A 19712-nucleotide genomic window follows, 5' to 3' on the forward strand; every position below is an offset into this window, starting at 1 on the left:
CCCACGCCCGCCGTCGCGCCCCGTACCCGCCGCTCATCCGCGTCGCGCCCGCCTCGCCCCCGGCCACCGCTATCGAGCGGCACACGCCCCGGGTGACACCGCGACGGCGACCACGACGTCCGGCGGGCCCACCACGTCGTACCCGTCGTACGGAGCGCCGTCGTCGACCCGACCGACCCAGGTGTCGTCCGCCCGGCGCTCGATCCGCACGCGCGCCGGGTCGACGCTGAGCCCGCGACCGTCGGCCTTGAGCACCGCCTCCACCCGCGCCCAGGTGCGGGCATCCGCTCCCGGCAGGACGTTGTCGAGGCCGGTCGCCTCGGCGGGGACCGCGTCGACTCCCACCGACCCCGCTGAACGTGAGGTCGCCACCACCGCCCACCCCTCCGCGTACGAGACGGATGCCGTGGCCTCGACCCCCGTGACCCGCACGCGCCCGTGTTCACCGCCGCACGCGGAGCACCGTGACACGACGTCCGCCCCCGGGAGCAGCTCGGCGAGCAACGACCGCGACACCTCGCGGCGCACCAAGCCCGGCGGGACCTCGCGCCACGCGACGCGGACGTCGGGGGGAAGGGTCACACCGGCGGCTCGTGCGTCTCGATGGCGACGATGCCCGCACCGGGGTGCGCCACCGGAATGTGCACGACCGAGAACCCGCCGGGTTCGAGCGCCGAGGAACTGCCCAGGTACGACCCGCGCATGGTGCCGGTGGCCAGTGCCATCTCGTTCAGGATGTCGGGCAGCACGGGACCGTGGCTGGCGAGGACGACGGGCTTGCGCGCCCGCACGCGCTCGCCGATGACGGTCCGCGCGTCGGAACGGCCCTCTTCCCAGGCGTCCTGGCTGATCTCGCCGCTGACCTGGATGCGTTGTCCGAGCGCGTGCGACAGGGGAGTGACCGTGCGGACGCAGCGCTCGGCGGGGCTCGAGACGATCCGGCGCACGCCGAAGGCGAGCAGCGGCCCGACGATGGCCTCGGCCTGTCGGCGTCCCCGCGTGGTGAGGGGGCGATCGTTGTCTTCGCCCTCCCATTCCTCGCGCGAGCGGGCCTTGGCGTGGCGCAGGGCGATCACGGGGAACGTGGGAAGCGCCTGCTCGTCGACCAACCGCGTGAACTCGTCGAGGATCTCGATGTCGACGGGGTAGCTGAGGTTCTTCCGCGCCTTCTTCAGGCTCACCCACTCGACGGCCGCCACCTCTTTGTTCGGCACGAACGACGAGGTGCGGACGGCGGCATCGGTGGCCTCGGCGGCCCAGTAGTGCACGATCTTGGTGCGCGAGCTCGGCATCCGGTACCGGGACACTCCGACCGGCACGCCGAGCGCCACGCGGATGCCCGTCTCTTCCCGGATCTCGCGCACGGCCGTCTCGGCGAGGGTTTCGCCGGGATCGACCTTGCCCTTGGGCAGCGTCAGGTCGCGGTACTTGGTGCGGTGGATGAGCAGGACGCGCAGCTTTCCGTCGACGACGCGCCACACCACGCCGCCGGCCGCATAGATCGCGGTCTCGGTCACCGCGCCGACCGTGCGCGGCGCTTGCGCTGGACGAGCGCCATCGTGTGCTCCTGCAGGTCGACCAGCGGTGCGCCGTCGGCGTCGACACTGTGACGCACCCACTCGCCCTCGGCACCGAGGTGCCACGAGCTCGTGCCGTCGTCCATCGCGAGGCTGAACAGCGTCATCAGCTCCTGGACCTGCGCGGGATCGACCACGCGCACCAGGGCCTCGACGCGGCGGTCGAGGTTGCGGTGCATCATGTCGGCGCTGCCGATGAACACCTGCGGATCGCCGTCGTTGTCGAACGTGAAGATGCGCGAGTGCTCCAGGTAGCGACCGAGGATGGAGCGCACGGTGATGTTCTCGCTCATCCCCTCGACCCCGGGCTTGATCGAGCAGATGCCGCGCACCCAGACATCCACGGGTACCCCGGCCTGGCTGGCGCGGTACAGGGCGTCGATGATCTCTTCGTCGACCATCGAGTTGACCTTGATCCGCACGCCCGAGGTCTTGCCCTCGAGGGCGTTGCGACGCTCTTTGTCGATGTGGCGCAGCAGACCCTTGCGCAGGTGCAGGGGGGCGACGAGCAGGCGCTTGAACTTCTTCTCGATCGCGTACCCGCTGAGTTCGTTGAACAGACGGGTGAGGTCGCGACCCACCTGATCGTCGACGGTGAACAGGCCGAAGTCTTCGTAGATACGGCTCGTCTTCGGGTTGTAGTTGCCCGTGCCCACGTGGCTGTAGTGGCGCAGGCGTCCCTCTTCTTCTCGGATGACGAGGGCGAGCTTGCAGTGGGTCTTCAGCCCCACGAGGCCGTAGACGACGTGCACGCCGGCCTTCTCGAGCTTGCGCGCCCAGACGATGTTGTTCGCCTCGTCGAAGCGCGCCTTGACCTCGACGAGGGCGAGCACCTGCTTGCCAGCTTCGGCGGCGTCGATGAGCGCCTGCACGATGGGGCTGTCGCCCGAGGTGCGGTACAGCGTCTGCTTGATGGCGAGCACGTGCGGGTCACGGGCGGCCTGCTCGAGGAAGGCCTGCACACTCGTGGCGAACGACTCGTAGGGGTGGTGCACGAGCACGTCGGCCTTGCGGATCGCGCCGAACAGGTCGGCGCGGCCGTTCTGCTCCGCCGGCTGGAAGGCCAGGGCGGTCTTGGGCACGTGGGGCGGGTAGCGCAGGTCGGGGCGATCGATGCGCGACAGGTCGAACAGGCCGCGCAGGTCGAGGGCGCCGGGCAGGCGGTAGACCTCCTGCTCGGTGATGTCGAGCTCGCTCAGCAGCAGCGAGCGGGTCACGTCATCCATGTCCTCGGTGATCTCGAGGCGGATGGGCGGCCCGAACCGCCGGCGCAGCAGCTCGGCCTCGAGTGCCTGGATGAGGTTCTCGGTCTCGTCCTCTTCGATCGTCATGTCTTCGTTGCGGGTCAGACGGAACGCGTGGTGGTCGAGCACCTCCATCCCGGGGAACAGATCGCCGAGGTGGTTCGAGATGAGCTCCTCGAGCGGCAGGTAGCGCACGCCGGGGCCACCGCTGATCTCGACGAAACGGGGGAGCATCGGGGGCACCTTCAGGCGCGCGAACTCCTGTCGGCCGGTGCGCGCGTTGCGGATGCGGATCGCGAGGTTGAGCGAGAGGCCCGAGATGTAGGGGAACGGGTGCGCCGGGTCGACGGCGAGCGGCATGAGCACCGGGAAGACGTTGCGCTGGAAGTACTCGGTCAGGCGAGCGGCGGTGTCTTCGTCGAGCGAGTCCCACGACACGACCTCGATGCCGGCCTCGGCCAGCGCGGGGCGCACCTTCTCGGTCCAGGCGGCGGCGTGGCGCTCCTGCAGGCGGTGCGCTTCGGCCGAGATGTCGGCGAGCACGTCGAGCGGTGCGCGGCCCACGTTGGTGGGTACGGCGAGGCCGGTGACGATGCGGCGCTTCAGGCCGGCGACACGCACCATGAAGAACTCGTCGAGGTTGCTGGCGAAGATGGCGAGGAAGTTGGCCCGTTCGAGCACCGGGACCATCGGGTCTTCGGCCAGTTCGAGGACGCGCTGGTTGAACGACAACCAGCTGATCTCGCGATCGAGGTAACGGTGATCGGGGAGCTGGTCGTCGGCGGCCTCGACGGCCTCGTCGAAGTCGTCGTCGTCGGCGTCGCCGAGCCCGGCATCCAGCGCGTCGTGTTCCATCATTCCCACATCATGTCAGGGGTCGGTGACACGCGAGTGAACACGAGGTGCGTGCGTCGTCAGGAGGGGGAGGATGCCGCGGGCGCGGGGTCGTCTTCGTACACGTTGAAGCGGTACCCGACGTTGCGGACGGTGCCGATCAGCTGTTCGAGATCGCCGAGTTTCGCGCGCAGTCGTCGCACGTGCACGTCGACCGTGCGGGTGCCGCCGAAGTAGTCGTAGCCCCAGACCTCGCTGAGCAGCTGCTCGCGCGTGAACACCCGCGAGGGGTGCGTGGCGAAGAAGTGCAGGAGCTGGAACTCCTTGTAGGTCAGATCGAGGGGTTTGCCGTGCACCTTGGCCGAGTAGGAGGACTCGTCGATCGAGATGCCCGAGGTCTGGATGCGCGTGGACACCTGGTCGGCGGCACGGCGCCCCATGGCCAGGCGGATGCGCGCGTCGATCTCGGCGGGGCCGGCGCCGACGAGCACCACGTCGTCGATGCCCCAGTCGGTCGAGACGGCGGTGAGACCGCCCTCGGTGACGATCAGCACGAGCGGTGCTTCCATGCCGGTGGTCGAGATGATCTTGCACAGAGACTTGGCGCCGACGAGGTCGAAGCGCGCGTCGATGAAGACGACGTCTGCGCTGGGCGCGTTCACCAACTGAGCGGGCTCGGCGGGGATCTGGCGCACGCGGTGGCTCAGCAGTTCGAGCGCAGGCAAGGCCGCTCCGCCGCCGGGTGCGGAGCTCAGAACCAGAAGCTGTGCCAAAGGGACCTCCCGCGCGACCTGCCGCGCACCCGCCCATCTTAGGGTGACGCGCCGCCGCGCGCCGTCATCGGCCCGCGCTCGCGCTCTCGGCCCGTCCTGGGTGATGATGGATCCATGTCGACTCCCGACCTCGCGCCGCGCCGGACTTTCGGCGGCATCGTCGCCGTGTGGGTACTCGCGCTGATCGCCGGAGTGGCCATCGGGGTGTTCGCCCCGAGGGCTGGCGTGCGCAGTGGGTGACCGTCGCGCTCGGTGGCTGCCTGATCGTCGCCTTCGCCATCCAGCTCTGGTACGGGCGGTCGCAGGCGTTCATCCAGCGCATGGCGCTGAGCGCCCTCGGTGCGCTGCTCGTGCTCGGCATCGTCACGGCGGGTTTCGGTCTGGCATCCATCGTCAACGGATGACGGGTCGCGACGATCCGTCGCGCGCGGTTCCCGGATAGACTCGCCTCATGGACCTCCTCGCGCTCGAACTCTTCTTCGTGGGACTTCTCGGCCTCGCATCGCTGGCGATCGCTTTCGTCTCCGGCACGGTCGTCTGGAACCTCTATCGCGGCCAGCGCTGAGCGCACCGTGATCGAGATCCCGACCGATCTTCCGGCCGACCTCGTCCCTCTGTCGTGGCTGGTCGGCGTCTGGGAAGGCACCGGCGTCATCGACTACGAGTTCGACGGGCATGCGTTCTCGGGTGAGTTCGCGCATCGCGTGAGCTTCAGCCACGACGGTGGCGGGTACCTCAACTATTCCGCCGACGCCTGGCTGCTCGATGGCGACGCGCGTCGTCCCCTGGTCGCGGAGACCGGGTACTGGCGCCTTGCGCGACCGGCGACCGACGCCGACGCGGGTCCCGCGTTGCTCCCGCCGTCCGCCCCCGCGGCGGTCCGCACCGCCGACGACGTCGAGGCTCTGCGCAACGCCGACGGCGGCTTCGACCTCGAGGTCAGCCTCGCCCACGCCGACGGCGTGCTCGAGCTGTACGTCGGTCAGGTCAAGGGTCCGCGCATCGATTTGGCGACCGACGCCGTGGTGCGCGCCGCCGGCGCGAAGCCGTACGCTGCGGCCACGCGCCTCTACGGTCTCGTCGACAATCATCTGCTGTGGGCCTGGGACATCGCCGCCCTCGGCCGCGAACTGGGCTCGCACGCGTCTGCGCGCCTGGCCCGGGCGGAGTGACCATGGCTTCCCTGTCGCAGGTTCCCGGCGCGGTCGTCGACGACGCGGGGCTGCGCCATGTCGGTTCTCCCGTCGCGGAACAGCGCCGTCTGGCATCCGGAACCGCGCTTGCTCCTCTGGGCGACCGCCGCGTCATCTCGGTGGGCGGCGAAGACCGGCGCAGCTGGCTCGACTCCCTGTCGTCGCAGGCGCTGACGCACTTGGCCCCGGGAGTGTCGACGGAACTCCTGATCCTCGACCCGCAGGGACGCGTCGAGCACGCGGCGTCGGTCGTCGACGACGGTGAGACGACCTGGCTCATCGTGGACGCGTCCGACGCCGCGGCGCTCCTGACCTGGCTCACCCGCATGCGCTTCCGCCTGCGGGTGGACGTGCGCGATCGTTCCGACGAGTTGTCGGTGATCGGGGGCACGCGTGCCGCCGTCGAGGCCCTCACCGCGGCGGCTCCGGTCTGGGTCGACCCGTGGCCCGACGTCACCCCCGGCGGATGGGCGTACGCCCGTGTCGATCCGCATCCGGGAGCCGACCGTGACTGGGCAGAGGCCATCGTGGATGCCGAAGAGCTCGACCGCCTGATCGATGCCGCTGTCGCGGGAGAGATGGCGTTCGCGGGTCGTGACGCGGTCGAAGCGCTGCGCGTGGCCGCGTGGCGCCCGCGCGTGAGCCTCGACGCCGACGAGCGGTTGCTTCCGCACGAGATGGACTGGCTGCGCACCGCCGTGCACCTGTCAAAGGGCTGCTATCGCGGTCAGGAGACGGTGGCGAAGGTGCACAACCTGGGCCACCCGCCGCGTCGTGTCGTCGCGCTGCAGCTCGACGGGAGCGACAGTGTGCTTCCCGCGCGCGGTGATGCCGTGCGCGCGGGTGACAGCGTGATCGGCACGATCACCTCGGTCGCGATCCACCACGAAGACGGGCCTATCGCGTTGGCCCTCGTCAAGCGCACGGCCCCCGAGGGCGTGCCGCTCGTGGTGGACACGGCCGACGGCCCGATCGCCGCGGCCGCCGAGACCGTCGTGCCCGCCGACGCGGGCGCCACCGCGTCTGTACCGCGTCTGCCGCGCCTGGGTCGCCGCCGCGCCGCGGAATGAGCGCCGACGACTCGTCGACGACGGTCGGCGTCGTCGTTCCTCCCTCCCGTCTGCGTTCCACCCTGGGGCGACGTGTCGCGCGGGTGCGCGAGTCGCTGCCCGCGATCGTCCAGATCGTGGTCGCGGCCACCTCGGCGTACGCCTTCGCGCACTTCGTCCTGGGCCACCCGGTCCCGCTGCTGGCGGCGACGGTCACGGTGTCGAGCCTCGGACTGGTGCGTGACGCGCGACCCTGGCGTGTCGGTGAGACCGTCGTCGGCATGCTCGTCGGCATCCTGATCGCCGAGATCGTGCTCGTGACCGCCGGAAGCGGCTGGTGGCAGATCGCCGTGGCCATGTCGGTCACCCTGGTGGTCGCGCGCTTCCTCTCGCCGCAGCCGGGGTTCGCGCTCGCGGCGGTGGTGCAGTCGCTCATCGCCCTGGTGGTGGTGACCGGGGCGCCCTTCCTCCGCCTCGTCGACGGGGCCATCGGCGGTGTCGCCGCTCTGATCGTGACGGCGCTCATCCCGCGCACGCTGCGCCGCACCGAGCTTCGCGACGCCGACGAGCTGTTCGACGCGCTCGATGTGGCCATGGCGACGATCGTGCGGGCGCTCCGCCGAGGGGACCGCGCGCGGGCCGAGCGGGGCCTGGAACGCGCGCGGTCCCTGCAGACCTACGTCGACGCGTGGAGCGGCTCGCTGGAGTCGGGCCGCGAGGTGGCGCGCATCTCGCCGTTCCTGCGCCGCCAGCGCACCGAGTTGCAGCGGCATGCCCGCGTGCGCGAGGCGCTCGATCTGGCCACGCGCAACCTGCGCGTCGTCGCCCGCCGCGCGGCGTACCTCTGCGTCGACGGTGAGGCGCGTCCGGTCCCGGCCGATCTGCTCGCCGAGCTCGCCCGCGGGGCGGGGCTGGTGCGCGACAGCCTCGATGACATCTCGCTCGAGCCCGTCGCCCGCGCGGCGGTGGTCGCGGTGATCCGACGCCTCGACCCCGCCGCGCTCCTGCCGGGCGGGGGTGTCGGAGAACTCAACCTCGTCGCGGCCCTGCGTCCGCTGGCCGTCGACCTGCTCGTGGCCGCGGGGATGCCGTCGGCCGAAGCGCGGGCGCTTCTGCCGCGCATCTGAGCGACCACGCCGAGTCGTGCTCAGAGCGGCGCGACGGCCTCCCACGCGACGCCGACCTCGCCCAACCGCCAGCGTTCGCGCCGCACCAGCGGCCAGCCGGCGTCGGCGAGGGCGATCATGGCGATGCGCCACCGGTGGACGGAGCCGAAGGGCGCGACCACGGCCGCCCGCGTCCACTCCCGCTCGAGGGAGGCCACGAAGGCGTGCACCCGCTCGCCGTCCACGTTGCGGTGGATCAAGGCCTTGGGTAGACGCTCGGCCGCGATCGCGGGGGACTCGAGCTCTGCCAGGCGCAGCGAGATGGTGAGGCTGCGGGGAATGGCATCCGCCCCGATCTCGGCCCAGGTGGCGATGCGCCCGATCTCGTCGCAGGTGCCCTCGACCAGGATGCCGTCGGGTTGAAGCCGCGCGCACATGCGGCCCCAGGCGTCGGCGACGTCGTCTTCGTCGTATTGACGCAGCACGTTCATCGCGCGGATGACGGCGGGGCGTCGCCGGCCCGGCAGCGGCACCTCGAACCCCCCGCGAGCGAAGGTGACGCCCGCGACGCCCTCCGCCTGCGCGCGGGCGCGGGCGACGCGCTCGGCGTCGATCTCGAGCCCGACGACCGTGGCATCCGCTCTCTGCTTCGTCAGACGGGCGAGGAGTTCCAGGGGCGTCACCGCGCTCGCGCCGAAGCCGAGGTCGACCACGAGGGGGTCGTCGGTGCGGCGCAGCACCGGATGCCGGGCGATCCACCGGTCCACCCGGCGAAGCCGATTGACCCCGGTCGTCCCGCGGGTCGGGCGGCCGACGGGGGAGGGAGTCACCGGAACATGATGCCAGCCGCGCGCGTCGATAACATGGAGGCATGACCGCGCCTCACACGCTGATCCTCCTCCGCCACGGGCAGAGCGAGTGGAACAAGACCAACCAGTTCACCGGCTGGGTCGACGTGCGACTCACCGACCAGGGCAAGGCCGAGGCGCAGCGCGGCGGCGAGATGCTCGCCGAGTCGGGCGTGCTGCCCGACGTGCTGCACACCTCCGTCCTCAGCCGCGCCATCCAGACCGCCAACATCGCGCTCGACGCCGCCGACCGCCTGTGGATCCCGGTGAAGCGCTCGTGGCGCCTCAACGAGCGTCACTACGGCGCCCTTCAGGGTAAGGACAAGGCCCAGACCCTCGAGGAGTTCGGCAACGAGCAGTTCATGCTCTGGCGTCGTTCGTTCGACGTTCCGCCGCCGGCCCTGCCCGCCGACGACCAGTACAGCCAGGTCGGCGACCCGCGCTACGTCGGCATCGACGGTGAGGTCCCCGCGACCGAGTCGCTGGCGATCGTCATCGACCGCATGCTGCCCTACTGGCACAGCGACATCGTCCCCGACCTCCAGGCCGGCAAGACCGTCCTGGTCACGGCGCACGGCAACTCGCTGCGCGGTCTCGTGAAGCACCTCGAGGGCATCAGCGACGCCGACATCGCCGAGCTGAACATCCCGACGGGTATTCCGCTCGTCTACCGCCTCGACGCCGACCTGAAGCCCCTCGGACCGGGGGAGTACCTCGACCCCGAGGCCGCCGCTGCGGGCGCCGCAGCGGTCGCCGCGCAGGGCAACAAGCACTGACGCAACGACGAAGGGGTGGATGCCGATCGGCATCCACCCCTTCGTCGTCGGTGCTCAGATGACCGGGCTGGTCTCGACCTCGTCGTCGGCGCCGGCCCAATCGCCGGTCGCGAGGTACACGACCTTCTTGGCCACCGAGACGGCGTGGTCGGCGAACCGCTCGTGATAGCGGCTCGCGAGTGTCGCGTCGACCGTGGCCGTCGCCTCGCCCTTCCAGGTGTCGCCGAGCACCTTCTCGAAGACGCTGATGTGCAGCTCGTCGATGGCGTCGTCGGCGTTGCGGATCTCGTCGGCGATACGCAGGTCCTGCGTCCGCAGCAGCTCGGTGAGCTTGCGGGCGACCTCGACGTCGAACTCACCCATGCGGGTGAAGGTCGTCTTGAGGCCGCGCGGGATGGCGCGCTCGGGGAAGCGCGAGCGCGCGAGCTGCGCGATGTGCTCGGCCATGTCGCCCATGCGCTCGAGCGACGCGCTGACCCGCAGCGCCGTCACGACGATGCGCAGGTCGCGCGCGACCGGCTGCTGGCGGGCGAGGATCTCGATGGCGAGCTCGTCGAGCTCGAAGGCCTTCTCGTCGATGATGGCGTCGGCCTCGATGACCTCTTCGGCCATGGCGACGTCGCTCGATCCGAAAGCACGGGTGGCGCGGTCGATGGCGACCGTGACGAGTTCGGCGATCTCGACCAAGCGGCTCTGGACGTCCTCGAGGGACTGGTGGAATACTTCGCGCATCGCGGTACCTTCCGTCGGCGGCACGGCACACATACGTCCCGCTACCTTCGGGGATTCTTCCCAGCGAAGGTTAACGAGCGGTGCAGTGACAGTGAATAGTAGCCTCTCCCGACTGCCCGGCGGGGGTGAACGGCGGGTGACGTTCGATCGGCGGCTCTACGCTGGTGCCATGGAACACACGCAGCTCCCGCTGCTCGCGCTCCTCGTCGGACTCCTCGTCGGCGGCTCGGTGGTCGGCCTGCTGGTCGTCGCGCTGCGGGCCCGTGACCGCTCCATGGCGCAGACCTCCGTCGAAGTGCCCGAGGGCGTGGAGGCGATGCTGGGGGCGATGGACGACCCCGCGATCGTGTGCGACATGTCGTCGACCGTGCTGGCGCTCTCGCCCGCCGCCGAAGTCTTCGGGCTGCGATCCGGCGAGGTCATCGCGAGCGACGACCTGCGCCGCGTGGCTCGTGTGGCACGCGACACGGGCGCGGGCATCGGTGAGAACCTCCGGCTCCGTCGCGGTGCGGCCCCGGCCGAGCCCCGGCTGGTCGCGGTCCGCGCCACGCCCATCTCGGGGCGCCTCACCCTGCTGGTGCTGCGCGACATCACCGAGCGCGAGCGCGTCGAAGAGATGCGCCGTGACTTCGTGGCCAACACCAGCCACGAGCTGAAGACCCCCGTGGGGGCTGTCAGTCTGCTCGCCGAGGCCATCGAATCAGCCGCCGACGACCCCGATCAGGTCCGTCACTTCTCGTCGCGGCTGCAGGCCGAGGCGACGCGTCTGGGGGCGCTGGTCAACCGCATCCTGAGCCTGTCGCGGCTGCAGGCCTCCGATGAGCTGCGCGACGTCCGCGCGGTCTCGATCGACGAGGTCGTCACCTCGGCCGTCGAAGCCCACACCGTGCAGGCCGATCAGGCGCAGGTGACCGTGGTGCGCGGCGGCACGAAGGGGCTGTGGGTACGGGGAGAACCGCAGATCCTGACCGAGGCGGTCGGAAACCTCGTCGCGAACGCGATCGCCTACTCGCCGCAGGGGTCCAAGGTCGGGCTCGGCGTCAAACTCGACGACGGCGTCGTCGAGATCGCCGTGACCGACCGCGGCATCGGCATCCCCGAGGCCGATCAGGCCCGCGTCTTCGAGCGCTTCTACCGTGCCGATCAGGCACGCTCTCGCCGCACCGGCGGAACCGGGCTCGGCCTCTCGATCGTCAAGCACGCGGTGCAGCGCCACGGCGGTGAGGTGCGACTCTGGTCGCGGCCCGACCGAGGATCGACCTTCACCATCCGCCTCCCCCTGTCGGAGGCGCCCGACATCGACCCCGCCCGTTCCAAACCGCGTCGCAAGGGCCGCAAGGCCGGCGGCGCGCCGACCGTCCCCGCGAAGGGAGACACCGCATGACTCGTGTTCTGATCGTCGAGGACGAACCCGACCTGGCCGACCCCCTGGCCTATCTGCTTCGTCGAGAGGGATACGAGGTCGAGATCGCCGAAGACGGCACGCTCGCGCTCGCCGCCTTCCGCGAGCGAGGAGCCGACATCCTGCTGCTCGACCTCATGCTCCCGGGCATGCCCGGAACCGAGGTGTGCCGCCAGCTCCGGCTGACGACGCAGGTGCCCATCATCATGCTCACGGCGAAGGACTCCGAGGTCGACATCGTCGTGGGTCTCGAACTCGGCGCCGACGACTACGTGACGAAGCCCTACTCCACCCGCGAGCTGCTGGCCCGCATGCGGGCGGTCCTGCGCCGACGCGCTCCGGAGGAGGCCGATCTCGACGACCGCATCCTCACCGGCGGACGGGTCGTGCTCGACATCGACCGGCACACGGTCGCCGTCAACGGTGCGGAGATCAGCATCCCGCTCAAGGAGTTCGAGCTCCTCGAGGTGCTCATGCGCAACGCCGGGCGCGTGCTGACCCGCGGCCAGCTCATCGACCGGGTATGGGGCACCGACTACTTCGGCGACACGAAGACGCTCGACGTGCACATCAAGCGCATCCGCTCGCGCATCGAAGAGAACCCCAGCGACCCCAGCATGCTCGTCACCGTGCGTGGACTCGGCTACCGCTTCGAGGGCTGACCCTCCCACGAACGACGAAGGCGCCGACGATCGGATCGTCGGCGCCTTCGTCGTGTTTCAGGACGAGGGGGTCGGGCTCGGCGTCGGGGTCACCGTGGGCAGCACGGGGATCGGCGTCAGCGAGGGCGACGGGGTCGCGGTCGGCGCCAGCGGCGCGAGGTACTCCAGGGCGCCGTCGAGGACGGGGACCTGCATGAGCGCCCCTTCGCCGTCACCGGACTGGAAGTAGACCGACACCGTGGATCCGGGCTGGGCGTCGATGCCGTCGAGGCGCAGGGGCTCGACGTCGTTCGCGAGGTCGCCCAGGCTCAGCGTGCGCTGGGCCGGGACGTTCACCGAGGAACGCACGGCCGACGAGCCCTCGCCGACCTCGATGCGCAGGGTCTGCGGGTCGGTGGTGTCGTTGACGACGGCGGCGACGAAATTGCCCACCGTTCCGTCGCCGTTCGCGACGATCAGGACGTTGCGTACCGACAGTGGGCCGGACTCCGCGGGGACGTTGATCCCGTCAGAGGCGGAGTAGTCGATGGTGGTCGCCTGCGGGGCGAGGATGTTGCATCCAGTCGTGCCCAGCACGACGGCGGCACCCACGGCGATGGACGCGATCAGGCGCGTTTTCACGGATCCTCCAAGATCGACAGACGACATCGTCATCATCCTACGGGGTTCGCGGTGTCCGCCCGCCCTCGCACGCACGGGAAGGGGAGGTCGGCAAAGGTGGGCGGAACAATAGCGCATCTGAGCCTGTGGTATCCTGGGTGTTGCCGAAAGGACATAACTCCATGCTTTTTGAGGTTGGCGAGACCGTCGTTTACCCGCACCATGGCGCGGCCACGATCATCGAGGTCAAGGAACGCGTCATCAAGGGCGAGACGAAGAAATACCTGAAGCTCAACGTCACGCAGGGAGACCTCGTCATCGAGGTCCCGGCCGACAACGTCGACCTCGTCGGCGTTCGCGACGTGATCGGCAAAGAGGGTCTCGACCGCGTCTTCGAGGTGCTGCGTGCACCCTTCACCGAGGAGCCGACCAACTGGTCGCGTCGCTACAAGGCGAACCTCGAGAAGCTCGCCTCCGGCGATGTCATCAAGGTCAGCGAGGTCGTCCGCGACCTGTGGCGCCGCGACCAGGATCGCGGACTGTCGGCCGGCGAGAAGCGCATGCTCGCCAAGGCGCGGCAGATTCTCGTCTCCGAGCTCGCTCTGGCCGAGAAGACCGACGAAGACCGTGCGGGCCTCGTGCTCGACGAGGTCCTCGCGTCCTGACGCCCTCCGCTCCGGTCGACGGGGCGCGCGCTAGCGTGGGCGGGTGACTTCTGCACCCGCTCCTCGTCTCGCGATCATCGTCGTCGCCGCCGGTTCCGGTACGCGCCTGAACGGCGGCGGCCCGAAGGCGTTCGTCGCGCTCGACGAGCACACGATCCTGCACCACGCGTTGCGGGGCGTGTTCTCGGGGCCCGACGCGCAGACCATCGTCGTCGTGCCCGTCGGCTACGAGACCGAGGCCCTCGCCTCGGCGCGCGCCGCGGGCGGGCGCGACGACCGCGTGACGGTGGTCACGGGGGCGCAGACGCGTCAGCAGTCGGTCGCCGCCGGCCTCGCGGCGCTCGGCGCTGAGGTCGACATCGTCCTCGTGCACGACGCCGCCCGTGCGCTCACCCCGCCCGCCGTCTTCGACCGTGTGGTCGCCGCCGTCGCCGCGGGGGCGGCCGCTGTCATCCCCACCGTCCCGGTCGTCGACACCATCAAGCGCGTCGACACCGACGGCCGCGTCGTCGAGGGCGTCGACCGTTCCGAGCTCGCGGCCGCACAGACGCCGCAGGGCTTCCGCCGGGCCGAGCTCGAGGCGGCCGTGGCCGTGGCCGACGCGGATCACACCGACGACGCCGCACTGGTCGCGGCGGCCGGCCATGCGGTGGTCACGGTCGCGGGAGACGCGTCGTCGTTCAAGATCACCACCGCCCCCGATCTGCAGCGCGCCCGCGCGCTCGTTTCATCGTCGGCATCCGCCGAGGCCGCGAAGGACGTGCCCCGCGTCGGACTCGGCACCGATGTGCATGGATTCGGTGGAGACGGCACGCTCTGGCTCGCCGGCCTCGAATGGCCCGGGGAGCCGGCGCTGTCGGGGCACTCCGACGGTGACGCCGTCGCACACGCGATCGTCGATGCGCTGCTCGCCGCCTCCGGCCTCGGCGACATCGGAACCCACTTCGGCACCGATCGTCCGGAGTTCGCCGGGGCGCACGCCGAGGCGTTCCTGGCCCACACCCTCGGGCTGCTGCACACGGCGGGGTGGCGGGTCGGCAACGTCGCCGTGCAGGTGCAGGCCAATCGTCCGCGCTTCGCCGGACGACGCGAAGAGGCGGAGCGGGTGCTGTCGGCCGCGCTCGGCGGCGCACCCGTCGCGGTGAGTGCGACGACGACCGACGGTCTCGGCTTCACCGGCCGCACCGAGGGCGTCGCGGCCTTCGCCACCGCCCTGGTCGTTCCGATCTAGAGCTGCCTCGTCATGAAGGTCGACAGGGGGTCGGCCGCGTAGGGCGGGAAGGGCGGGCATTCGACGAATCCCTCGCTTGCGTACAGGCGTCGCGCCGCAAGAAAGTCATCGGTGCTCCCGGTCTCGAGCCACAGGCTCCGGATGCCGCGTTCCCGGGCGTCGTCGACGATGTGGCGCAGCAGCGCGCGGCCGATGCCCTGACCGAGGAAGCGGTCCACCACGCGCATCGACTTCACCTCTGCGCGGTCGGCGGTGAGGTCTTTGCACGCGCCGATACCGGCGAGTTCGTCGTCGACCCAGGCGGACCAGACGGTCACCCCCTCGGCGGTGAGCAGGTCGATGTCGAGCGCGTGCACGCTCTCGATCGGGGTGTTCTCGAGCATGCCGGCCAGGTGCGCGGCGACCAGGTCGCGGGTCTCGTCTCCGGAGAGGTCGTCGGGACGGATGATGAGGGGCATGTCGGCACCGTACCGAGCGCATGTTTCCCTCACATGTCGTCGTGAGGGGCGGCCGGTAGGCTAGGGCGGTGACTGTTCGGCTGTACGACACGAAGGCGCAGGTCCTGCGCGACTTCGTCCCTCTCGACCCCTCGAACGTCACGGTCTACGTCTGCGGACCGACGGTGCAGTCCGGGCCGCACATCGGGCACGTGCGCGCGGCGCTCGCCTTCGACCTCCTGCGCCGCTGGCTCGCCCACCGGTTCGGGCGCGTGACGTTCGTGCGCAACGTCACCGACATCGACGACAAGGTGCTCGCGAACGCCACCGACGCCGAGCCGTGGTGGGCCCTGGCGTATCGCATGGAGCTCGAGTTCTCTCGGGCCTACGCCGCCATCGGCATCCTCGCCCCCACGTACGAGCCGCGGGCGACCGCATCGATCACCCAGATGCAGGAGCTCATCGCCGAGCTCCTCGAGCGGGGGCACGCTTACGCCGCCGACGGCGACGTGTACTTCGACGTGCACTCCTGGGCCGCCTACGGCGAGCTCACCCGTCAGAGCCCGGATGCCATGGAATCGGCGGCCGACGCCGACCCCCGCGGCAAGCGCGACACGCGCGATTTCGCTCTGTGGAAGGGCGCGAAAGACGGGGAGCCCGAGTCGGCGATCTGGGCGTCGCCCTGGGGCGCGGGACGCCCGGGGTGGCACATCGAGTGCTCGGCCATGTCGCGGCGCTACCTCGGGCCCGAGTTCGACATCCACGGCGGTGGACTCGACCTGCGCTTCCCGCACCACGAGAACGAGATCGCCCAGTCGACCGCCGCGGGTGACGCCTTCGCGCGTTACTGGGTGCACAACGGACTCGTGACCGTCGACGGACAGAAGATGTCGAAGTCGCTCGGCAACTTCACCCTCGCGAGCGATGTCCTCGATGCGCGCGACCCGATGGTGGTGCGCTACGCGCTCGCTGCCGCGCATTACCGCTCGAACCTCGACATCTCCGACCGGGCCTTCGACGAGGCCGCCGCGGCGCTCGAGCGCATCTCGACCTTCGGGCAGCGCGCGCTCCGAGCCGCCGGCGCCGACCCGCTCGCAACCGTGCCGGGCGAGATCCCCGCAGATTTCGCTTCGGCGATGGACGACGACCTCGGAGTGCCCCAGGCTCTCGCCGTGCTGCACGAGACCGTGCGTGCGGGCAACGCGGCGATCGACGGGCACGACCTCGACGCCGCGATCACGGCTCACCGCTCCGTCGTCGCGATGCTCGGCATCCTGGGTCTGGATGCCTCGGAGCCCGCGGTCGCGACCGGGTCGACGGACATGGCTCTCGATGCCCTCGTGCAGACGATGATCGCCCAGCGATCGCAGGCGCGAGCCGACAAGGACTGGGCAGGGGCCGATCGCATCCGCGACGCCATCGCTGCCGCAGGAATCACGCTGGAGGACACTCCGGCCGGAACACATTGGAGTATCAATGCCTAAGCCAGGACGCCCGGGCGCGCGCAACACGGGCAAGAAGAAGGGTCCCCTGAAGGGCACCGGCGGGCACTCCCGCAAGGCGCTCGAGGGTCGGGGACCGACCCCCAAGGCCGAGGACCGCGCCTGGCACCCCGCCGGCAAGCGCAAGGCCGCCCAAGAGCGCTACGCCGCCGCCGGGGGCACGTCCAAGCCCGGCGTGCGCGCGGTCGGGGGGAACCAGAATCGCGGTGGCCGCGCCAAGGCGAACGACGACACCGAGACGGTCACCGGCCGCAACTCGGTGCTCGAAGCCCTGCGCGCGAAGATCCCCGCGACCGCGATGTACATCGCGCAGCGCGTCGAGATGGACGACCGCGTCAAAGAGATGCTGTCGATCGCGACCAACCGCGGCATCCCGGTGCTCGAGGTCACGCGCCCCGAGCTCGACCGTATGGCCGGCTTCGACGGCGTGCACCAGGGAGTGGCCCTCAAGGTCCCCCCGTACGCCTACGCGCACCCGCAGGACCTGCTCGAGCAGATCGTCGACCGCGGCGAGCTGCCGCTTCTCGTCGCCCTCGACGGCATCACCGATCCTCGCAACCTCGGCGCGATCATCCGCTCCACCGGTGCCTTCGGCGGACAGGGTCTGATCATTCCGCAGCGCCGGTCGGCGAGCGTCAACTCCGCGGCGTGGAAGACGAGTGCGGGAGCTGCCGCGCGCATCCCCGTGGCGCTCGCGGCGAACCTCACCGCGACGCTCAAGGAGTTCAAGAAGCAGGGCGTGTTCGTGCTCGGGCTCGACGGTGACGGCGACGTGTCGCTGCCCGCCCTCGCCCTCGCCGACCGTCCCGTCGTGATCGTCGTGGGTTCCGAGGGCAAGGGGCTGTCGCGCCTCGTCACCGAGACCTGCGACCAGGTCGTGTCGATCCCGATCTCGACCGCCACCGAGTCGCTCAACGCCGGCATCGCGGCATCCGTCGCGCTGTACCAGGTGTCGTCGCTGCGCGCCGCCCACTGACCGTCGAGAGGAACACCATGCCCCGCATCGCTGTCATCGGAGGCACCGGCTACGCCGGGAGCCACATCGTCACCGAGGCCGTCCGCCGCGGCCACACCGTCGTCTCCGTCGCCCGTTCGGTCCCGGCCGAGCGCGTCGAGGGTGCGACGTACATCGAGGGCACCGTCCTCGACGTGCCCGGTCTCGTCGCCGAACTCGAAGGCGTCGAGGTCGTCGTGTCGGCGGCCGCCCCGCGCGGCGACATGGAGGGCAAGCTCCGCCCCGCCATCGCCCAGCTGGCCACCGCGCTGCCCGACGGGGTGCGTCTGGGAGTCATCGGCGGCGCCGGCGGCTCGCTCGTCGCCGACGGTGGTCCTCGCCTCATCGACACCGACGGCTTCGCCGAGGAGTACAAGCCCGAAGCCCGCGAGGCCATCGGCATGCTCGAAGACCTGCAGGCCGACGACACCGGCCGCGACTGGTTCTACGTGCACCCGGCCGGGGGCTTCGGCTCGTGGGCACCGGGGGAGCGCACGGGAACCTATCGCGACGGCGGCGACGTGCTCGTCGTCGACGACAACGGCGACTCGTTCATCGGTGGTGCCGATTTCGCGGTCGCCGTCCTCGACGAGATCGAGAACCCGCGCCACTCCCGGGGACGCTTCACCGTCGGTTACTGAGGCCCTCCACGGTTCGAGGCCGTGGCATCCCGGATTCGTCCCGGATGCCACGGCCTCGCCGTTTCAGACGAGATCGCGCCAGTCGACGGCGTCCGTGTCGGTCGTGGGCACCGCGCCGGTCTCGGGCGCGTCGACGTCGGACACCGTAGCGAGCGACATCGTGTCGGTCGGCGGCCCCATGACCGTGGCCTCGTCGCGCCGGTGGCGCAGCACGTCGTCGATGTAGGAGGCGACCACCTCGGCCAGGGGCACGGAGCGCCCCCGCGCCTGTGACATGTACCAGCGGTGCTCGAGCACCTGGTGGAAGACCTCGGCCGGTTCGAGCTTGGCGCGCAGGTCCCACGGGATCGCCATCACGATCGGCTCGAACACGCGCGTGAGCCACTCGTGCGCGACCATCTCTTCGTCGGCGCCGAGACGCGACACCCGGGCGCGGAACTCGTCGAGGTCGTTCAGCAGGCGTCGCGCCTGGTTCTCTTCGACATCGAGACCGGTGAGGCGCAGGAGCCGCCGCTGGTGGTGGCCCGCATCGACGACCTTGGGCTGGATGGACACCTGCGTGCCGTCGCTCGCGGTGCGGATCGACATCTCGCCGATGTCGAATCCGAGCGCGTTCAGGCTGTGCACGCGCTCGGTGATACGCCAGGACTCGTCGACGGCGAAGGTCTCTTTGTCGGTGAGGGCCGCCCACAGCGAGTGGTACGACGCCACCAGTCCGTCGGCGATCGCCACGGCATCCACACCGCCCTCGAGTCGCCCGCCGGCCTCGAGGTCCATGATCTCGCCGGCGATGTTGGTGCGCGCGATGTCGAGATCGTGGGCGCGCTGGCCGGGACTCAGGCGGTTGCCGTGCAGCTCGCCCGTCTCGGCGTCGACGAGGTATGCCGCGAACTCGCCGGCGTCGCGGCGGAAGAGGGTGTTCGACAGCGACACGTCACCCCAGTAGAAGCCCACGTTGTGCAGCCGCACGAGCAGTACCGCGAGGGCGTCGACGAGACGCGTGGCGGTGTGCGGGCGCAGCACCTGCGTGAAGAGGGCGCGGTAGGGGAGTGAGAAGCGCAGGTGCGAGGTGACCAGCGCCGCCGGCAACGGGCGGCCCGAGGCGTCGGTGCGCCCGGCGATGACGGCCACCCGCTCGACGCACGGCGACGCGAGACGGTCGAGGTTGCCCAGCATGTCGTACTCGCGACGCGCCATCTCTTCGGTGGTCTCTTTGATCGCCACGACCCGGCCCGACAGGTTGGCGAAGCGCACCAGGTGGCGGGAGATGCCCTTGGGCAGGGCGACGATGTGGTTGCTGGACCAGTCGGCGAGCCCCGTCGACCACGGCAGTTGCAGCAGGCCCGGGTCGACGGTGCTGGCGGTGATGCTGAGCGAGTCGCTCACGGTACCTCCGGAAAAAGCGGTGCGGCGCGCCCCTGCCCCCGATGAATCGGGAACCGGGAC

Annotated in this window: 22 protein-coding genes; 13 read left to right on the top strand and 9 right to left on the bottom strand. The window is 70.6% G+C overall.

What is annotated here, in order from left to right; genetic code table 11:
• Positions 1-69: 69 nt before the first annotated feature.
• The 4 genes from BJP65_RS13925 to BJP65_RS13940 are packed head-to-tail and all read right to left on the bottom strand — an operon-like array spanning position 70 to position 4428.
• A complete protein-coding gene (locus BJP65_RS13925) occupies positions 70-582 on the bottom strand; it encodes a hypothetical protein (protein WP_070409531.1) in 513 nt (170 codons plus the stop codon).
• Positions 579-1517 (bottom strand): NUDIX domain-containing protein, encoded by a 939-nt coding sequence (locus BJP65_RS13930; protein ID WP_055938227.1) that lies wholly within the window; start codon positions 1515-1517, stop codon positions 579-581. The genes BJP65_RS13925 and BJP65_RS13930 overlap by 4 nt, the downstream gene beginning before the upstream one ends.
• Positions 1514-3679, bottom strand: a complete 2166-nt coding sequence (locus BJP65_RS13935; RefSeq protein WP_055838313.1) for an RNA degradosome polyphosphate kinase — start codon at positions 3677-3679, stop codon at positions 1514-1516. The genes BJP65_RS13930 and BJP65_RS13935 overlap by 4 nt, the downstream gene beginning before the upstream one ends.
• Before the next feature lie 56 nt (positions 3680-3735).
• A complete protein-coding gene (locus BJP65_RS13940) occupies positions 3736-4428 on the bottom strand; it encodes a winged helix-turn-helix domain-containing protein (protein ID WP_055838310.1) in 693 nt (230 codons plus the stop codon).
• Positions 4429-4542: 114 nt separating this feature from the next.
• Here BJP65_RS13940 and BJP65_RS17045 point away from each other — a divergent pair, with 114 nt between their 5' ends.
• The 5 genes from BJP65_RS17045 to BJP65_RS13960 all read left to right on the top strand — a co-directional run bounded on the left by BJP65_RS17045 (position 4543) and on the right by BJP65_RS13960 (position 7797).
• Positions 4543-4668 (top strand): hypothetical protein, encoded by a 126-nt coding sequence (locus BJP65_RS17045; protein ID WP_258027482.1) that lies wholly within the window; start codon positions 4543-4545, stop codon positions 4666-4668.
• Entirely contained in the window at positions 4665-4832 is a 168-nt protein-coding gene (locus BJP65_RS17050; RefSeq protein WP_258027483.1) for a hypothetical protein, read from the top strand. The genes BJP65_RS17045 and BJP65_RS17050 overlap by 4 nt, the downstream gene beginning before the upstream one ends.
• 168 nt (positions 4833-5000) lie before the next feature.
• On the top strand, positions 5001-5600 hold the full coding sequence (locus tag BJP65_RS13950; protein ID WP_070409532.1) for an FABP family protein: 600 nt from the start codon (positions 5001-5003) through the stop codon (positions 5598-5600).
• A 2-nt stretch (positions 5601-5602) separates the two neighbouring features.
• On the top strand, positions 5603-6691 hold the full coding sequence (locus BJP65_RS13955; protein WP_070409533.1) for a folate-binding protein YgfZ: 1089 nt from the start codon (positions 5603-5605) through the stop codon (positions 6689-6691).
• Positions 6688-7797, top strand: a complete 1110-nt coding sequence (locus BJP65_RS13960) for an aromatic acid exporter family protein (protein WP_181015943.1) — start codon at positions 6688-6690, stop codon at positions 7795-7797. The genes BJP65_RS13955 and BJP65_RS13960 overlap by 4 nt, the downstream gene beginning before the upstream one ends.
• 20 nt (positions 7798-7817) lie before the next feature.
• On the opposite strand, the gene BJP65_RS13965 is transcribed toward BJP65_RS13960, so the two are convergent.
• On the bottom strand, positions 7818-8606 hold the full coding sequence (locus BJP65_RS13965) for a class I SAM-dependent methyltransferase (protein WP_070409534.1): 789 nt from the start codon (positions 8604-8606) through the stop codon (positions 7818-7820).
• 41 nt (positions 8607-8647) lie between these two features.
• Between BJP65_RS13965 and BJP65_RS13970 the strand changes: the two genes are divergently transcribed.
• Positions 8648-9400, top strand: coding sequence for a phosphoglyceromutase (locus BJP65_RS13970; RefSeq protein ID WP_070409535.1), 753 nt, complete (start codon positions 8648-8650; stop codon positions 9398-9400).
• A 54-nt stretch (positions 9401-9454) separates the two neighbouring features.
• Here the strand turns inward: BJP65_RS13970 and phoU are convergent, their stop codons facing one another.
• Entirely contained in the window at positions 9455-10132 is a 678-nt protein-coding gene (phoU, locus tag BJP65_RS13975; RefSeq protein ID WP_055838293.1) for a phosphate signaling complex protein PhoU, read from the bottom strand.
• A 169-nt stretch (positions 10133-10301) separates the two neighbouring features.
• Between phoU and BJP65_RS13980 the strand changes: the two genes are divergently transcribed.
• The gene (locus tag BJP65_RS13980; RefSeq protein ID WP_070409536.1) at positions 10302-11516 is read left to right on the top strand and encodes a cell wall metabolism sensor histidine kinase WalK; all 1215 of its coding nucleotides are present in this window, start codon (positions 10302-10304) and stop codon (positions 11514-11516) included.
• On the top strand, positions 11513-12196 hold the full coding sequence (locus BJP65_RS13985; RefSeq protein WP_055838286.1) for a response regulator transcription factor: 684 nt from the start codon (positions 11513-11515) through the stop codon (positions 12194-12196). Before BJP65_RS13980 ends, BJP65_RS13985 begins: the two co-directional genes overlap by 4 nt.
• Before the next feature lie 57 nt (positions 12197-12253).
• Here BJP65_RS13985 and BJP65_RS13990 read toward each other — a convergent pair whose 3' ends face one another.
• Positions 12254-12817 carry a hypothetical protein gene (locus tag BJP65_RS13990; protein ID WP_055838283.1) on the bottom strand — a complete coding sequence of 188 codons (564 nt, stop codon included), beginning with the start codon at positions 12815-12817 and terminating at the stop codon, positions 12254-12256.
• Positions 12818-12978: 161 nt separating this feature from the next.
• Here BJP65_RS13990 and BJP65_RS13995 point away from each other — a divergent pair, with 161 nt between their 5' ends.
• Entirely contained in the window at positions 12979-13461 is a 483-nt protein-coding gene (locus BJP65_RS13995) for a CarD family transcriptional regulator (RefSeq protein WP_055838280.1), read from the top strand.
• A 43-nt stretch (positions 13462-13504) separates the two neighbouring features.
• The gene (ispD, locus tag BJP65_RS14000; RefSeq protein ID WP_070409537.1) at positions 13505-14692 is read left to right on the top strand and encodes a 2-C-methyl-D-erythritol 4-phosphate cytidylyltransferase; all 1188 of its coding nucleotides are present in this window, start codon (positions 13505-13507) and stop codon (positions 14690-14692) included.
• On the opposite strand, the gene BJP65_RS14005 is transcribed toward ispD, so the two are convergent.
• A complete protein-coding gene (locus BJP65_RS14005) occupies positions 14689-15150 on the bottom strand; it encodes a GNAT family N-acetyltransferase (protein WP_055938212.1) in 462 nt (153 codons plus the stop codon). The two genes, ispD and BJP65_RS14005, sit on opposite strands and share 4 nt — an antisense overlap.
• A 68-nt stretch (positions 15151-15218) precedes the next feature.
• Here BJP65_RS14005 and cysS point away from each other — a divergent pair, with 68 nt between their 5' ends.
• The 3 genes from cysS to BJP65_RS14020 are packed head-to-tail and all read left to right on the top strand — an operon-like array spanning position 15219 to position 18266.
• The gene (gene cysS / locus BJP65_RS14010) at positions 15219-16613 is read left to right on the top strand and encodes a cysteine--tRNA ligase (RefSeq protein WP_070409538.1); all 1395 of its coding nucleotides are present in this window, start codon (positions 15219-15221) and stop codon (positions 16611-16613) included.
• Positions 16606-17607, top strand: a complete 1002-nt coding sequence (gene rlmB / locus BJP65_RS14015) for a 23S rRNA (guanosine(2251)-2'-O)-methyltransferase RlmB (RefSeq protein WP_055838266.1) — start codon at positions 16606-16608, stop codon at positions 17605-17607. Before cysS ends, rlmB begins: the two co-directional genes overlap by 8 nt.
• Before the next feature lie 17 nt (positions 17608-17624).
• Positions 17625-18266, top strand: coding sequence for an NAD(P)-dependent oxidoreductase (locus tag BJP65_RS14020; RefSeq protein ID WP_070409539.1), 642 nt, complete (start codon positions 17625-17627; stop codon positions 18264-18266).
• Between the two features lie 63 nt (positions 18267-18329).
• Here BJP65_RS14020 and BJP65_RS14025 read toward each other — a convergent pair whose 3' ends face one another.
• Positions 18330-19652: a DUF4032 domain-containing protein gene (locus tag BJP65_RS14025; protein WP_055838263.1), complete on the bottom strand. Its 1323-nt coding sequence runs from the start codon at positions 19650-19652 to the stop codon at positions 18330-18332.
• Positions 19653-19712 lie beyond the last annotated feature (60 nt).

The sequence above is a fragment of the Microbacterium sp. BH-3-3-3 genome, from assembly GCF_001792815.1.
Taxonomy (GTDB): Bacteria; Actinomycetota; Actinomycetes; order Actinomycetales; family Microbacteriaceae; genus Microbacterium.

Excerpts from the sequence above, each read along its gene's own strand:
- BJP65_RS13935 (WP_055838313.1), bottom strand. The coding sequence starts at position 3,679 with ATGATGGAACACGACGCGCTGGATGCCGGGCTCGGCGACGCCGACGAC.
- BJP65_RS17045 (WP_258027482.1), top strand. The coding sequence starts at position 4,543 with ATGTCGACTCCCGACCTCGCGCCGCGCCGGACTTTCGGCGGCATCGTC.
- BJP65_RS13955 (WP_070409533.1), top strand. The coding sequence starts at position 5,603 with ATGGCTTCCCTGTCGCAGGTTCCCGGCGCGGTCGTCGACGACGCGGGG.
- BJP65_RS13960 (WP_181015943.1), top strand. The coding sequence starts at position 6,688 with ATGAGCGCCGACGACTCGTCGACGACGGTCGGCGTCGTCGTTCCTCCC.
- BJP65_RS13970 (WP_070409535.1), top strand. The coding sequence starts at position 8,648 with ATGACCGCGCCTCACACGCTGATCCTCCTCCGCCACGGGCAGAGCGAG.
- phoU (WP_055838293.1), bottom strand. The coding sequence starts at position 10,132 with ATGCGCGAAGTATTCCACCAGTCCCTCGAGGACGTCCAGAGCCGCTTG.
- BJP65_RS13980 (WP_070409536.1), top strand. The coding sequence starts at position 10,302 with ATGGAACACACGCAGCTCCCGCTGCTCGCGCTCCTCGTCGGACTCCTC.
- BJP65_RS13985 (WP_055838286.1), top strand. The coding sequence starts at position 11,513 with ATGACTCGTGTTCTGATCGTCGAGGACGAACCCGACCTGGCCGACCCC.
- BJP65_RS13995 (WP_055838280.1), top strand. The coding sequence starts at position 12,979 with ATGCTTTTTGAGGTTGGCGAGACCGTCGTTTACCCGCACCATGGCGCG.
- BJP65_RS14005 (WP_055938212.1), bottom strand. The coding sequence starts at position 15,150 with ATGCCCCTCATCATCCGTCCCGACGACCTCTCCGGAGACGAGACCCGC.
- rlmB (WP_055838266.1), top strand. The coding sequence starts at position 16,606 with ATGCCTAAGCCAGGACGCCCGGGCGCGCGCAACACGGGCAAGAAGAAG.
- BJP65_RS14020 (WP_070409539.1), top strand. The coding sequence starts at position 17,625 with ATGCCCCGCATCGCTGTCATCGGAGGCACCGGCTACGCCGGGAGCCAC.